The sequence below is a fragment of the Litorisediminivivens sp. KMU-197 genome, assembly GCF_056858395.1.
Window position 1 is genome coordinate 103,722 of sequence record NZ_JBXEQG010000010.1, and the last position, 14,212, is coordinate 117,933.

At 65.2% G+C, this 14,212-nt stretch carries 13 protein-coding genes; 5 read left to right on the forward strand and 8 right to left on the reverse strand.

The features are described 5' to 3' along the window. Nucleotides 1-46: 46 nt before the first annotated feature. Nucleotides 47-643, forward strand: a complete 597-nt coding sequence (locus tag AC04PT_RS17225; protein WP_482874975.1) for a helix-turn-helix domain-containing protein — start codon at nucleotides 47-49, stop codon at nucleotides 641-643. Here AC04PT_RS17225 and AC04PT_RS17230 read toward each other — a convergent pair. Both AC04PT_RS17230 and AC04PT_RS17235 read right to left on the reverse strand, forming a co-directional pair. Beyond that, entirely contained in the window at nucleotides 623-1,105 is a 483-nt protein-coding gene (locus tag AC04PT_RS17230) for a GAF domain-containing protein (protein ID WP_482874976.1), read from the reverse strand. The two genes, AC04PT_RS17225 and AC04PT_RS17230, sit on opposite strands and share 21 nt — an antisense overlap. Next, nucleotides 1,102-1,992: a polysaccharide deacetylase family protein gene (locus AC04PT_RS17235; protein ID WP_482874977.1), complete on the reverse strand. Its 891-nt coding sequence runs from the start codon at nucleotides 1,990-1,992 to the stop codon at nucleotides 1,102-1,104. Before AC04PT_RS17235 ends, AC04PT_RS17230 begins: the two co-directional genes overlap by 4 nt. Before the next feature lie 329 nt (nucleotides 1,993-2,321). On the opposite strand from AC04PT_RS17235, the gene AC04PT_RS17240 reads away from it, so the two are divergent. From AC04PT_RS17240 to AC04PT_RS17255, 4 genes are all read left to right on the forward strand, one after another. Further along, entirely contained in the window at nucleotides 2,322-3,782 is a 1,461-nt protein-coding gene (locus AC04PT_RS17240; RefSeq protein ID WP_482874979.1) for an aldo/keto reductase, read from the forward strand. Between the two features lie 83 nt (nucleotides 3,783-3,865). After that, a complete protein-coding gene (locus AC04PT_RS17245) occupies nucleotides 3,866-5,272 on the forward strand; it encodes a M20 family metallopeptidase (RefSeq protein ID WP_482874980.1) in 1,407 nt (468 codons plus the stop codon). A 9-nt stretch (nucleotides 5,273-5,281) separates the two neighbouring features. After that, nucleotides 5,282-6,376 carry a M24 family metallopeptidase gene (locus AC04PT_RS17250; RefSeq protein WP_482874981.1) on the forward strand — a complete coding sequence of 365 codons (1,095 nt, stop codon included), beginning with the start codon at nucleotides 5,282-5,284 and terminating at the stop codon, nucleotides 6,374-6,376. A gap of 46 nt (nucleotides 6,377-6,422) precedes the next feature. Next, the gene (locus AC04PT_RS17255; RefSeq protein WP_482874982.1) at nucleotides 6,423-7,997 is read left to right on the forward strand and encodes an ABC transporter substrate-binding protein; all 1,575 of its coding nucleotides are present in this window, start codon (nucleotides 6,423-6,425) and stop codon (nucleotides 7,995-7,997) included. Between the two features lie 49 nt (nucleotides 7,998-8,046). On the opposite strand, the gene AC04PT_RS17260 is transcribed toward AC04PT_RS17255, so the two are convergent. The 6 genes from AC04PT_RS17260 to AC04PT_RS17285 all read right to left on the reverse strand — a co-directional run. Next, a complete protein-coding gene (locus AC04PT_RS17260) occupies nucleotides 8,047-8,898 on the reverse strand; it encodes a carbohydrate kinase family protein (RefSeq protein WP_482874983.1) in 852 nt (283 codons plus the stop codon). Beyond that, nucleotides 8,895-9,953: an ABC transporter ATP-binding protein gene (locus AC04PT_RS17265; RefSeq protein WP_482874984.1), complete on the reverse strand. Its 1,059-nt coding sequence runs from the start codon at nucleotides 9,951-9,953 to the stop codon at nucleotides 8,895-8,897. The genes AC04PT_RS17260 and AC04PT_RS17265 overlap by 4 nt, the downstream gene beginning before the upstream one ends. 3 nt (nucleotides 9,954-9,956) lie before the next feature. Further along, nucleotides 9,957-11,441, reverse strand: coding sequence for an argininosuccinate lyase (argH, locus tag AC04PT_RS17270; RefSeq protein ID WP_482874985.1), 1,485 nt, complete (start codon nucleotides 11,439-11,441; stop codon nucleotides 9,957-9,959). Next, on the reverse strand, nucleotides 11,438-12,322 hold the full coding sequence (locus AC04PT_RS17275; protein WP_482874986.1) for a carbohydrate ABC transporter permease: 885 nt from the start codon (nucleotides 12,320-12,322) through the stop codon (nucleotides 11,438-11,440). Before AC04PT_RS17275 ends, argH begins: the two co-directional genes overlap by 4 nt. Further along, nucleotides 12,322-13,215 (reverse strand): carbohydrate ABC transporter permease, encoded by an 894-nt coding sequence (locus AC04PT_RS17280; protein WP_482874987.1) that lies wholly within the window; start codon nucleotides 13,213-13,215, stop codon nucleotides 12,322-12,324. The genes AC04PT_RS17275 and AC04PT_RS17280 overlap by 1 nt, the downstream gene beginning before the upstream one ends. A gap of 52 nt (nucleotides 13,216-13,267) precedes the next feature. Continuing rightward, nucleotides 13,268-14,212, reverse strand: a 945-nt coding sequence (locus tag AC04PT_RS17285; protein ID WP_482874988.1) for an extracellular solute-binding protein, incomplete at its 5' end; no start/stop codon positions are given.

Below are 14,212 nucleotides of genomic sequence, written 5' to 3' on the forward strand. Positions count from 1 at the left end.
CGACTTGTTCCCGGTCCGTGCTATTGGCCGCTCAGGAGGACAGCGATTGTACGCAAGCAGAAACGACAATGACGTCTGGATCGGCGGCATGATCCGTACGCGGAGGCAGAAGCTGGACCTGACCTTGCAGGAGGTTTCGGATGCGGCCGGGATCTCGGTCGGCTATCTCAGCCTGATCGAGCGTGACAAGGCGACCCCGACGCTGACCACCCTGTCGCGCATCGCCCAAGCGCTTGGCGTCGGGATCGACTCCTTCGTCGGCGCACCGGAACCGGCGGAATGCGTCACCCGGCAGGAGGAGCGCGCGCAATTTCAAATGGGCACTCCGCAGGTGTGCTACGAGCGGCTGGGCGCGGTATTCCCCGGGTCGGAACTGACGTGCTTCATCCTGACCATCGATCCGGGCTACCGGTCGGAGCAAACCAGGCATGTCGGGGAGGAGACCTTCTACATCCTGTCCGGACGGCTGCGGTTCACCCTGGACGGCCAGCGGATGGAGTTGGGCGAGGGTGACAGTGCGCATTACGATTCCACGCGCAACCACGGTTGGGCCAACCCCTATGACGAACCGGCGCGCGTGCTGTGGACCGGCACCATCGACCTGTTCGGCGACCGCGAAGGCTCAGAGCAGCGGACCCAGTGAGCGCGCCTTGGCGTAGGCGGCATGGGCCGGGCCGGAGAGATCACTTTCGGTGAAGGCCACGCGCTCGGGCGTGTAATGGTGTTCCTCGTGCAGGATGTTCATGGTGGCAACCAGCGCGCCGCTTTGCGTGATCGGCAGGTTGATGACCGAGCCGCAGCCGAGTTGGCCGATCAGTTCGGCGTCGGGAAAAACAGTTTCGATCTCGGCCAGGGTATTGGCAACGAAAGTTTGGCCCTGCCCATGGACCTGATCGAGCCAGCGATTGGGCGTGATCGGCTTGGTCCCGGCGGCGGGATAGTTTACTGGATCGGAGCTGTAGGCGCGGCGGGCCAGCATCGCGTCCATGTCGACGGTCATGATGGTGAAGAGCTTGGCGCCGACGGTGGATTGCACCAGCTCCTGAAGCGCCTTCCAGGCATCGTCCGTGGACGTCGCGGCGGCGAGGCTTTCGATGAAGGTCATGTCAGTTCCTTCGCGCAATGCTGTGCGATTTCCGCGTGGGTGGCGACCCAGACATCGCCGCAGGCGCGGGCGTGTTCCAGAAGGCTGTCGAGGACGCCGATGCGCGACCGGTAGCCGGAAACGAAGGGGTGCATGACCAACTGGCAGAGCCCGCCCTCGGCACGGGCGCCATCAAGCTCGGCCCGGAAGATGTCACTGACCTGCGTGGGGGTCAGCGTCGGGCGGGTCGCGGGGCTGCGGTTGTAGAGCAGGTAGACCGCATCGTCGCGGTTCCAATCCACCGGCAGTTCTATCAGCCCGGTGGGGGTGCCGTCGGCGACCAGCTCGTAAGGGTCATCGTCCGCCATCATGCTGGAGTCGTAGAGGAAGCCCGCTTCGGCCACCAGCCGAATGGTATCGTCGCTCAAATCCCAGTGCGCGGCGCGGTGGCCTTGCGGGCGCTGGCCGGTGATCTCTTCCAGCGTGTCGCGGGCGCGGGTCATGGCCTCGGCTTCCTCTTCCGGGGTGAGGGTGCCGTTGACCTCGTGTATCCAGCCGTGGACGCCGATCTCGTGCCCCTCGGCCACGATGCGGCGCGGCTCTTCGGGGTCGATCAGCGCGGAGACTGCGGGGATGAAGAAGCTGGCCTTGGCGTCGTGGCGGGCCAGCGTGTCGAGGATGCGCGGCACGCCCCTGCGACGACCGTATTCCCCCCAAGCGAGGCGCCCGACAGCACTGCCTCCGGTGCCCATCTCAAAGGTTTCATGGTCACAATCGAAGGAGAGCGCCAGCGCAGCGCACGCATCGCCGGGCCAGGCGGGCCGCAGCGGACGGCCGGCGCGGACCTTGGCGACACGGGCGCGCCAGTGTGATTCCGGCCAGCGATACGGGGTTTCGGTCGCGTTCATCCTTGCGTTACCTTGTGGCGAAAGGCGTGGGAACAGGCGGTGGCCAAGGGGTGAGACAGGTCACATCTCCTTCAATAGATCGACAGTCATTGCGTTTAATTTCCGCACAAATGTACGGTATGTAGTTTGTATGGCTGGGGAGAAGGGGTCAACGCCTAATGTCTTAACCATCGGACGCAATGCCACCAGCATGGGCGTGTCGGTTCTAACTTACGTGCGTCGCTACAAATTTAGATTAAGCGCGGTCTTACGGATTGACCTTGTCGCGAGGCCGGTACAGTGTCACGCAGCCCTGCGATTTGCGAACACCTGTCCGAAAGATGCCTAACATGATCGACATGCTCGACCAGATCACCTTGCCTTCGGGATTGCGCCTGTCCCGCATCGTCACCGGGCTCTGGCAGATGGCCGACCAGGAGCGCGACGGACGCACGTTCGATCTGGATGCGGCGGCCGAGGCACTGGCGGAGTATGCTCGCGCGGGCTTTGCCACCTTCGACATGGCGGATCACTACGGCAGTGCCGAGATCGTGGCGGGCAAGGCCGCCCGCATCCTTGCCGCCGAGGGTGGACCGCGCCCGGTGATCCTGACCAAGTGGTGCCCCGAGCCGGGCCCGATGGACACCTGTACCGTCCGGAAGGGCGTCGAACGGGCGCTGGAGCGGCTGGCGATGGACCGGGTCGACGTGATGCAGTTTCACTGGTGGCAATACCAGTCCCCGGAATACCTCGACGCGCTGGCCGAGTTGATGCGGCTGCGCGAGGAGGGGCTGATCGGCCACATCGGGCTGACCAACTTCGATGCGGCGCACCTGCGGCTGGTGCTGAAACAGGGCATCGAGATCGCCACTAACCAGGTGTGTTTCTCGGTGGTGGACCGACGCGCGGCGGGCGAGTTGACGGCGGCGGCGGCGGAGCATGGCGTCGGGCTGCTGGGTTTCGGCACGCTCTGCGGCGGGTTCCTGTCGGACAAATGGGTCGGGCAGGAAAAGCCGCAGGAGATCGCCGACTGGAGCCGGATGAAATACATGCGCTTCATCGAAACGGCGGGCGGCTGGGACCGCTTCCAGGCGCTGCTGTCGGTGCTGGCAGAGGTCGGCGCGCGCAACGGGGTCTCTGTGTCCAACGTCGCCAGCCGCTGGGTGCTGGAGCAGGGCGCCACGGCCGGGGTGATCGTCGGCGCGCGGCTGGGTGAGAACGCCCACCGCGAGGACAACCGGCGGATGCTGAATTTCGCGCTGGGGCCGGAGGACCGGGCGGCGATCGACGCGGCCGCAGCCGCGCTCGACCCGATCCCCGGCGACTGCGGCGACGAGTATCGCAAGCCGCCGTTCCTGACCGCTTCGGGTGACTTGTCGCATCATCTGGATGCCCTGCCGCCGGTGATGAAGGTGTCCGAGGCGCGCAGTGGGCGCCGGCGGGCCGAGAGTGGCTCGATCTGGGAGGAGAAGGCCGGGTTTTCCCGCGCCGTCCGCAAGGGCAAGCGCATTCTGGTCAGCGGCACCACGGCGACCGATCCGCACGGGCAGACGGTATGCAAGGAGGATGCGGGCGGACAGGCTGTCTATATCCTCGACAAGATCGCCGGGGCGGTGACATCGCTGGGCGGTACGCTGGAGGATGTTCTGCGCACGCGGATCTATATCGTGAACGAGGACGACTGGCAGGCGGTGTCGGAGGCGCATGCGCGCTACTTCGGGGAGAACCGCCCCGCCAACACGCTGATCGCCGTCAAAAAACTGATCGGCGGCTACGCGGTCGAGATCGAGGCCGAAGCCGAGCTGGACTAACGCGAGGTTGCTGCTTGACAGGCGTGCCGCTATGCGAACAGATGTCCGGAGTAAAACTTTTTTAATGACGGCAGGAAATCCTGATGAGCAATGAAAATGTCCTCTGGTCCTTTGTCGAGGCGAAGCAGGACGGGTTCTGCACGCTGGCTGACCGGGTCTGGGAGACGCCGGAACTGCTTTACGAAGAGCACCGCTCTGCCGCCGCCCACCGCGAGATGCTTGAGGCGCAGGGGTTCCGGGTGACGGAGCGCGTTGCCGGGATCGACACTGCGCTGATGGGCGAGGCGGGCGAGGGCGGACCGGTGATCGCCATCCTCGGCGAATACGACGCGCTGCCGGGACTGAGCCAGGAGGCCGGAGTGGATTACCCGGCGCCGGTCGAAAAGGGCGGCAGCGGCCACGGCTGCGGCCACAACCTGCTGGGGGCAGGCGCGCTGCTGGCGGCGACAGCGGTCAAGGACTGGCTGGCGGCGAACAACCTGCCGGGGCGGGTGCGCTACTACGGCTGCCCGGCGGAAGAGGGCGGCGCGGCCAAGACCTTCATGGTCCGCAACGGCGTCTTTGACGACGTGGACGCGGCACTGTCGTGGCACCCGATGAGCTTCAACGGCATCATCCCGCCGCTGACGCTGGCGGTGGCGATGGTGGATTTCCACTTCAAGGGCCGTACCTCGCACGCCGCCGTGTCGCCGCATCTGGGCCGCAGCGCGCTGGACGCGGTCGAGCTGATGAGCGTCGGCGTGAACTACCTGCGCGAGCACGTGCCCCAAGACAGCCGGATCCATTACGCGGTGACGGATTCCGGCGGCATCGCACCCAACGTGGTGCAGGAACGGGCGACGGTGCGCTACTCCGTGCGTTCGCTGAAGCGGCGCGACATGCAGGCGCTGCTGGAACGGGTGACCAAGGTGGCGGAAGGCGCGGCGATGATGACCGAGACCAGCGTCGAGGTCGATTTCATCTCGGCCATGTCCGAGATGCTGGACAACCCGCCGCTCTACCGTTTGTTGCACAAGCACATGGAGGCGGCGGGGCCCGCGACCTTTGACGAGGCCGACCGCGACTATGCCCGCCGGATGCAGGCGACATTGAGCGAGGCGGATATCGAAGCGGCCTATCTGGGGGCCGGGGTCGAGCCGCGGGACACGCCGATCTGCGATTTCGTGGTACCCTGCGAGACGCGCGGGGTGCCGATGCTGGGCTCGACCGACCTGGGCGACATCAGCTGGACGGTGCCCTTCGCGCAGTTGGGCGGAGCGACCTACGCGATCGGCACGCCGGGCCACACCTGGCAAATCACCGCGCAGGGCAAGACGCCCGCCGCGCACAAGGCGATGGTGCAGGTGTCCAAGGCGCTGGCCGGCGCGGCGGCGGAGCTTCTGACCACGCCGGCGGTGCTCGAGGCGGCGCTGGCCGATTTCGCTGCCCGCACCGGCAAGACACCCTATGAAAGCCCGTTGACGCCGGACGCACGTCCGCGCGCCGCCTGAGGAGACGACATGAGCAGAACCGACGACAAGCTGGCGGCGATCCGCGCCGCGATGAGTGAGCAGGGCGTGGAACTGGTGGCTCTGGGCCCCGGCGCGCATATGCATTGGGTGCTGGACTGGCATCCGCATCCCGACGAGCGGCTGACGCTGCTGGCCATCGGGCAGGACAGTGCGCATTTCGTGGTGCCCTCGGTCAATGCCGAACAGGCAGGCGCCCTTGCCGGGCTGCCACTGATCACATGGCGCGACGAGGACGGGCCGGAGGGGGCGTTGCAATCACTGGCGCAGAAGATCGGCGGCGTGACCCGGCTGGTGCTGGACGAGACGATGCGCACCGATTTCTCGCTGCCGCTGATGCAGGTGTTCGAGGGCGCGGAGCCGGTCTTTGCCGACCGGCTTGTAGGGGCGCTGCGGATGATCAAGGACGACGGCGAACTATCGGCGCTTCAGGCCAGCGCGGCGGTGGCGGACCGGGCGATGCAGGCGGGCTTTGCCGCGCTTCGCCCCGGCGCGACCGAGACGCAGGTGGCGCAGGCGATCCGCGACAGCTTTGCCAGCGAAGGGGCCGCCGTGGCCTTCACGCTCTGTGCCAGCGGGCCAAACGGTGCCTATCCGCACCATTCCACCGGCGAACGGGTGCTGGAAGAGGGCGACGCGGTGGTCATGGACATCGGCGCAGGCTTTCACGGCTATCCCAGCGATATCACGCGGATGGCGGCGGTGGGCCGCGCGCCCGAGGGCTATGACGAGGTGCACGAGGTGGTGGAACGGGCATGGCAGGCTGCCGCCGCTGCCGCCAAGCCCGGCGCCAAGGCACATGAGGTCGACGATGCCGCGCGGGGTGTCATCAGCGATGCTGGCTATGGAGAATATTTCGTGCACCGCACCGGCCATGGGCTGGGACTGGAGGTGCACGAGCCGCCCTACCTCACATCCTCGTCCGAGACGGTGCTTGAGGAAGGCATGGTGTTTTCCATAGAGCCGGGGATCTACATCCCCGGACGCTTCGGCATCAGGCTGGAGGATATCGTCATTCTGCGTGCCGACGGGGTTGAACGGCTGTCGTCGTTGCCGCGCGAGGTGCATCTCGCGGGCGACGCCTGACACCAGACAATCAACTAAAAATCCGAAAGAAAACAGGGAGTCTTTCATGACCAGACACATGCTACTGGCCGCCACGGCCTTGTCGCTCACCATGGGCGCCGCGCAGGCGGAGACTTTGAAATGGGCGCGCGCGGGCGATGCCCTGACGCTTGATCCGCACGCCCAGAACGAGGGCCCGACTCTGGCGGTTATGCAGCAGATGATGGAGCCCCTTGTGCTGCGCAACCCGGATGGCGAGATCGAGGCTGCGCTGGCGACCGACTGGACCGTCAGCCCCGACAACCCGGACGTCTGGACCTTCACCCTGCGCGAGGGCGTCACGTTCCACGACGGTGCCGATTTCACCGCCGAAGACGTGGTGTTTTCCCTTGAACGCGCGCTGACCGAGGACAGCGACATGAAGGGCATCATCTCGTCCATCGCCCAGGTCGAGGCCATGGATGACCTGACGGTGGCGATCACCACCAAGGGTCCGAACCCGATCCTGCCCGCCGCCCTGCCCAACGTGCTGATCATCGACAAGGGCTGGGCCGAAGCCAACGACACGGTCAAGGTGCAGGACGTGGAAGGCAGCGAAGAGACCTTTGCCTCGCGCAACGTCAACGGCACCGGCCCCTACAAGCTGGTCAGCCGCGAGGCGGATACGAAAACGGTGATGGAAGCTTTTGACGGCTATTGGGGCAAGGACCAATTCCCGCTGGCCTATGACGAGATCATCTATACGCCGATCCAGAACCCCGCGACCCGGATCGCGGCGCTTCTGTCGGGCGAGGTCGATTTCATTCAGGACGTGCCGGTGCAGGACCTTCAGCGGGTCGAGCAGAACCCGAACCTCAAGGTGGTGTCCTCGCCGCAGAACCGGGTGATCTTCTTCGGGATGAACCACGGCAACACGCTGGTCAACGCCACCACCGATGGCGGCAATCCGATGGCCGACGTCCGCGTGCGCGAGGCGATGAACATGGCGATCAACCGCGATGCCATCCAGAAGGTGGTGATGCGCGGCCAGTCGATTCCGGCGGGTGTGGTGATGCCGCCCTTCGTCAACGGCTGGAACGAAGAGCTGAACACCGTTCCCGCGACCGACATCGAGGCCGCCAAGGCCAAGATGGCCGAGGCCGGCTGGGAAGACGGCTTCTCGGTACAGCTCGATTGCCCGAACGACCGCTACATCAACGACGAGGCGATCTGCCAGGCCGCCGTCGGAATGCTCGGCCAGATCGGCGTGACGGTGAACCTGAACGCACAGCCCAAGGCGCAGCACTTTCCGCTGGTCAACGGGCTGGCTTCGGATTTCTACATGCTGGGATGGGGGGTGCCGAGCTACGATTCGGAGTACCTGTTCAACTTCCTGTTCCACACCAAGGAAGATCTCTACGGCACCTGGAACGGCACCCGCTATTCCAACCCCGAACTGGACGACATGACCAAGGCAATTGCCGCAGAAGTCGACCTGGAGAAGCGTGACGGGATGATCGCCAAGATGTGGGACATGGCCAAGGCGGACACGATCTACCTGCCGATCCATCACCAGATTCTGAACTGGGCCATGAAGAACTCGGTCGGCGCGGCGGTGGACCCCGACGATCAGGTCAAGGTGAAGTACTTCACGGCGAACTGACACCCAGAACCCGGGGCGCGCGGCAGATGTGTCGCGCGCCGCTTGTTGTTCAGCCTGCAAAGCCGCCGCGATGCGTGATCGCCCGCGCGCCCTGGGCATTGCCAGCCACAAGGCAATCCTTCAGGCAATTGCCGGACAGCCACGCACTGATGAACCCGGCGTTGAAGGCATCGCCCGCGCCGGTGGTATCCACCGCGCTGACCGGAAGGGCCGCGGCGTGAATGCGGCCGCCCCCGTTGAGGGCCGTCGCCCCCGCGGCGCCCTGCTTGATCGCCGTCAGGGGAAAGCGGTCTTCCGGCACGCCGATGGCGCGCAGGTGCCGGACCTCGGCCTCGTTCGGCAGAAACAGGTCGACCTGTCCAAGAACCTCGGCGATCTCAGACGCGGTGAGCGCGTCGTCCCAGCTGCAATCGACCGAGATCGTGGCGCCGGCCTGCCGCGCCACCGCGATGATCTCTGGCTGTTCGATCAGGGTCGCAAGTTCGCCGACATGGACATGACCGGCACCGATGCCGGTCACATCGTTGGCGGAGAGCGGCGGAAAGGCTGCGCCGCTGCGCCGGGTGACGAAAGCCCGGTCGCCGTCGCCGGCAAGCGCCACGGTGACCTGCGGCTCGCTGCCCTCTGCCATGGGCCGGCAAAGGCGCAGGTCCAGTCCGACACGGTCGAGATCTCCCGACAGTACCGCGCCGAAGGGCCCGTGCGGCAGCATCGCCGCCAGCGCCGCGCGGTGGCCCATTGAGGCAAGGTAGGCGGCGGTGATGAAGGCGCCGCCGCCGGCGTGGACGCCGAAACCGCCGGCATAGACCTCGGTTCCCATCGTCGGCATGCGCGGCAGATCGGTGAAGATGAGGTCGCAGTAGAGCCGACCCACGCAGAGAACCACGGGCTTGTTCGTCACGTAAGCGCCTCGCCGCTCTCGGCGTCGAAGACATGAATGTTCTCGGGTGCGGCGCTGAGGTGGACGGTTGCCCCGACTTCGGGCGGCGTGCGGCCATCTGCCTTGGCGATCACGTCGCCGCCCGAAGTGCCGACATAGATAAGCGTTTCGTGCCCCAGCGGCTCGCGCACGTTCACTGCGCCTGCGATGACGCCCGCGCCCTGTCCGGGGTGCAGGTCTTCGGGGCGGATGCCGAGAATGATCGGGCGACCCTCGGGCAGGGCGCGCGGTATGGCCAGCGAGCCGCCGGTGGACAGGTCGATCCGCCCGCCTGTGGCGACCTTGCCGGGGATCATGTTCATCGACGGCGCGCCGATGAACTGGGCGACGAAGGTGTTGGCGGGGCGGTGATAGACCTCGGCCGGGGTGCCGACCTGCTGGATATGGCCGTCCTTCATGATGACGATGCGGTCGGCCATGGTCATTGCCTCGACCTGGTCATGAGTGACGAAGACGATGGTGGAGCCGACGCGCTGGTGCAGCTTCTTGATCTCCAGCCGCATCTGGGTACGCAACTGCGCGTCGAGGTTGGACAGAGGTTCGTCGAACAGAAACACCGCCGGGTCGCGCACCATCGCGCGGCCGATGGCGACGCGCTGGCGCTGGCCGCCGGACAGCTGGCTGGGCTTGCGGTCGAGGTACTCGGTCATGCCGAGAAGCTCGGCGACGCTCTCGATGCGCTTTTCCTTTTCCGGCTTCGGTGCCTTCGAGCTGCGCAGCCCGAAACCGATGTTCTTGCGCACGGTCATGTGCGGATAGATCGCGTAGTTCTGGAACACCATCGCGATGTCGCGGTCCTTGGGTTCGAGGTTGTTGACCACGCGGCCGCCGATTTCGACTGTGCCCGAGGTGATTTCCTCCAACCCCGCGATCAGCCGCAGGGTGGTGGACTTGCCGCAGCCCGAGGGGCCGACGAAGACGACGAATTCGCCGTCCTCCACGGCGAGGTTGATGCTGTGTAGCACCTCGGTCTTGTCGTAGGTTTTCACGAGGTCTCGGATCGCGAGGGTGGCCAAGGGTCAGGTCTCCAGAAGTCTGTCGAAGGCGGCGGCGCGGGCGTCATCCGCCTTGGAAATAAGGGTTTGCCGGCGCTCACGGCGCTGGCCGAGCCTGGCGGTGGTGTCGCGGTAGGTCCTGAAGGCGGCGGCAAGCGCTTCGGGGGCCGGACCGCCGGGGCGATTGCGGCGGGCGATGAAGGTCTCGGGCGCGGTGGCGGTCTTGAACGCCTCCGCGGTGAGCGATGTGTCGCGGCCGGTCTCGTCCTGAAAGGCGGAGCGGAAGGCATCGTAGCCTTCGCCCAGCGGTTGGCCGTCGCGGATCACGGCGGCGGCGGTGCGGGCGGCGATCTCGTGCGCTTGGCGGAAGCTCAGCCCCTCGTCGCGCACCAGCGTGTCGGCCAGTTCGGTGATGGTGATGCAGGCGGCCTCGGTGGTGCGGCGCACGCGCTCGGCGTTGATCGAACAGGCGGGCAGCATCGCAGCCAACAGGTCCAGCACCCTTCCGCCGCTGTCGAAGGCGGCATAGCCCGCCTGCTGCACCTCGCCTTCGCTGTCGTTCATGTCGGTGAAGGGGGTGTTGTGCATGGTGTTGACCACCATGTCGCAGCGCCCAACGGTGACGCTGGACAGGTGGCGCATATGCTCGATCGGCACCGGGTTGCGTTTCTGCGGCATGATCGAGGAAACTTGCACGAGGCTGTTCGGAACGTAGAGCTGGCCAACCTCGAAGGCGGACCAGAACTGCAGGTCCTGGATGACACGGCCGAGATGCAGGAACACCAGCTTGATCGCGGAGTAGAGCCCGGTGACGTAGTCCACCGCGGCGATGCAGCCGTAGGAGTTGAGGAACGGTTCCTCGAAGCCCAGCAGCTCCGCGACCCGCGCGCGGTCGATGGGAAAGCCCGAGGTGGTGATCGCGGCGGCGCCCATCGGGCAGTGGCCCAGCGCGTCGATGGCGGCGTCGAGCCGTTGCGCGTCGCGTAGCAGCACCTCGACCGCCGCGCCGAGGTAGTGGCCGAAGGTCGAGGGTTGCGCCGGCTGGCCGTGAGTATAGGCAACGATCAGGGTGTCGGCCTCGCGCTCGGCCTTGGCGGTGAGGGCGTCGGCAAGGTGGAGGATCTGCCCCTGCATCCGATCGGCGCGGTCGCGCAGCGCCATCTTGAACAGCGTGTGGTCCATGTCGTTGCGCGACCTTGCGGTGTGCAGTGCGCCGCCGAGATCGCCCAGACGGGCGCGCAACTCGGCCTCGACAAGGAAGAAATAATCCTCGTGCTCGCCGTAATAGCGCAGCGCGTCGATGTCCACTTCGGCCTCGATGTCGCGCAGCGCGCCAGCGATGCGGCGCGCTGCGTCCACGTCCAGAATGCCGGTCTCGGCCAGCATCACCAGATGCGCGCGGTTGATCGCCCCCATGTGCGCCGCGTAGTGCCGTTTGACCCCCTCGAAGAGCGGCGCCAGCACGGTGTCGCGGTAGGTGGGATCGGGAAAGGTGGTGCCGTCGGTCATCCCTTGAGCCCCGCCATGACCACGCCCCGGATGATGAACCGCTGGAAGATAAGGAAGACGATCAGCGTCGGGATGGTCGAGATCGCGGCGCCGGTCATGATCAGCTCCCACGCGACGTCGGCCTCGTCGCCGAAGGAGGACAGCCCTACCGGGAGCGTATACATCTCGACCGAGTTGGTGACGATCAGCGGCCAGATGAAGGCGGTCCAGTTGCCGAGGAAGACAAAAATCGCCAGCGCCGCGAGGGCAGGGCGCACCAGCGGCATGGCGACGGTCCACCAGATCTGCAACTCGTTCAGACCGTCGATGCGCGCGGCCTCGATGAAATCATCCGGCACGGTTTCGAAGAACTGTTTCATCAGGAAAGTGCCGAAGGCGGTCATCAGGCCGGGGAACATGATGCCCCAGTAGGTGTCGAGCCAGCCGAATTGCTGGCTCATCAGGTACCAGGGGATCACCAGCATCTCGGTCGGAATCATCAGTGTCGACAGGATGGCGATGAAGATAATGTAGCGGCCGGGAAAGCGGAACTTGCAGAGCGTGTAGCCGACGAGGCTGTCGAAGATCACGCTGCAGATCGTGGTGATCACGGCGATGATCATCGAGTTGAAGAACCACAGGTAGAAGCGGCCATCCTCGAGCACGTAGGTGTAGTTCTCGATGGTCGGCTCGTCGGGGATGAAGTTGAGGTTGTAGACCTCGTGCGGCCATTTCAGCGAGGTCGAGATCATGAAGGCGATGGGCATCACCATCAGGATGCCACCTGCCAGAAGCAGCAGGAAGCGGATGATCTGGCCCATGTTGCGCGGCGCGCGGCCCGGACCTTCGCGCAGCAGCGCGTCGGAGGTGGGTTTGATCCGGATGTCTTCGGTGACGGCCATCAGCGGTCTCTCAGGATGCGCAGTTGCAAGAGGCTCACCGCCAGCAGAACGAGGAACAACACCACCGTCTGCGCCGCGGCATAGCCCATGTCGAACGAGTTGAAGGCGGTCTGGTAGATCATCAGCACCAGCGGCTTGGTCGAATTCAGCGGCCCGCCGGGGTTCTGCGTCGTCATGTTGTAGACGTGATCGAAGATCCGCAGGAAGCCGATCGAGGAGAACACCACGATGAAGACGATGGTGGGCTTCAGCAGCGGCAGGGTGATCTCCCACAGCACCGTCCAGGTGGACACGCCGTCAATGCGGGCGGCCTCGTAATAGCTTCTGGGGATCGCGCGCAGACCCGCCATGAAGATGATGATCTGGAAGCCGAGGCCCGCCCAGACAGCCGGTGCCAGGATCGCAGGCAGGGCGTTGGTGGTGGAATTCAGGAAGGTGATCTGCGGGATCCCGAGGGAGGCGAGGAAGTTGTTGAACAGGCCAATCGGCACCGGCTGGTAAAACCAGCGCCAGACCCAGGCCATCGCCACGGCCGACGTCATGAACGGCAGGAAATAGAGCATCCTGAGGAAGCCGTGCATGAACCGAGTCTTGTCGAGGTGGTAGGCAATCACGAAGGAAATCACGAGGCTGATGGGCGTACCCAGCAGCAGGTAGACGAAGGTGTTCTTGAAGACCTTCCAGAACACCGGATCGGCAAACAGTTTCTGGTAGTTCTCGAGCCCGGTCCAGGTCCGGTCCCCGAGAAGGTTCCAGTCCTGAAAGCTGATCAGGATGGCGTTGCCTGTGGGATAGAAGCGAATGATGCCGTAGAACAGCACCGGGATCGCCAGGAAGGCCCAGGCCCAGGCGATCTGTTTCTGACGGATCGTGAGGTTGCGATAGAGCTTCATCGGGTACCCCGGGCAGGCAGGCCCCGGCCGATGGGCCGGGGCGCAGGTAGCATCACTCGGAGTAGTATTCGTCGAGCAGCTTCTGTTCGGCCTCGGCGGCCACGGCGAGGCTATCGGCGGCGGACATGCCTTCGAGCTGCATGCGCTCGATCATTTCGACCATCAGCTGGCGCTGTGCGCTTTCATCGGCGAACTTGGTGGTATTGGCGTATTCGAGGCCACGGATGAACGGCCCGAAGACCGGATCGTTGGCGTTTTCCTCGGTCATGCCCACCGAAGGCTTCGCCGGCAGTTCGCCCACCACGTCAAGCCAGACCTGCATCGCCTCGTCAGAGGTGATGTGTTGCATGAACTTCACCGCAGCGTCGTATTTCTCGCCCTCGGCCTTGGTGGTGATCGCGTTCACCCAGTAGGATGAATAGTTCGACCGCTCGCCCTCGGCGTTCGCCGGAAGCTCGGTGACGCCCCATTTAAGCCCGCGGATATCCGCCAGAGAACCGATGCGGAACGAGCCGTCGATGTGCATGCCGGCGAGGCCCGCCTTGAAGGCCGCCTGCGGCTCATCCATGAAACCGATGGCCGTAACCGGCTCTTCGCCCATGAACATGTTGGAGTAGAACTCGAGCGCCTTCAGCCCGGCCTCGTTGTTGTAGTTCACCGTCTGGTAATCGTCGGTGTAGGGCTCGCCGCCCATTTGGCGCACCAGACCTTCGCGCCACCAGTGATGGTCCTGCGCGGTCATGCCGGCGGTAAGGCCTACTTGGGTGATGTTGCCTGCGCCGTCGCGCTTGGTCATCGCGGCGGCGGCCTCCATCAGCTCGTCCAGCGTGGTCGGCGGCTTGACGCCGGCCTCATCCAGCAGACGTTCGTTGTAGAACAGCGCCAGCGAGCGCACGGCGGTGGGCAGCGCCCAGTACTGGTCGCCCTCCTTCATCGCCTGCACCATCGGGAAGAACTCTTCGTCGATCTGACCGGCCGGGAAGACATCCGCCGGCAG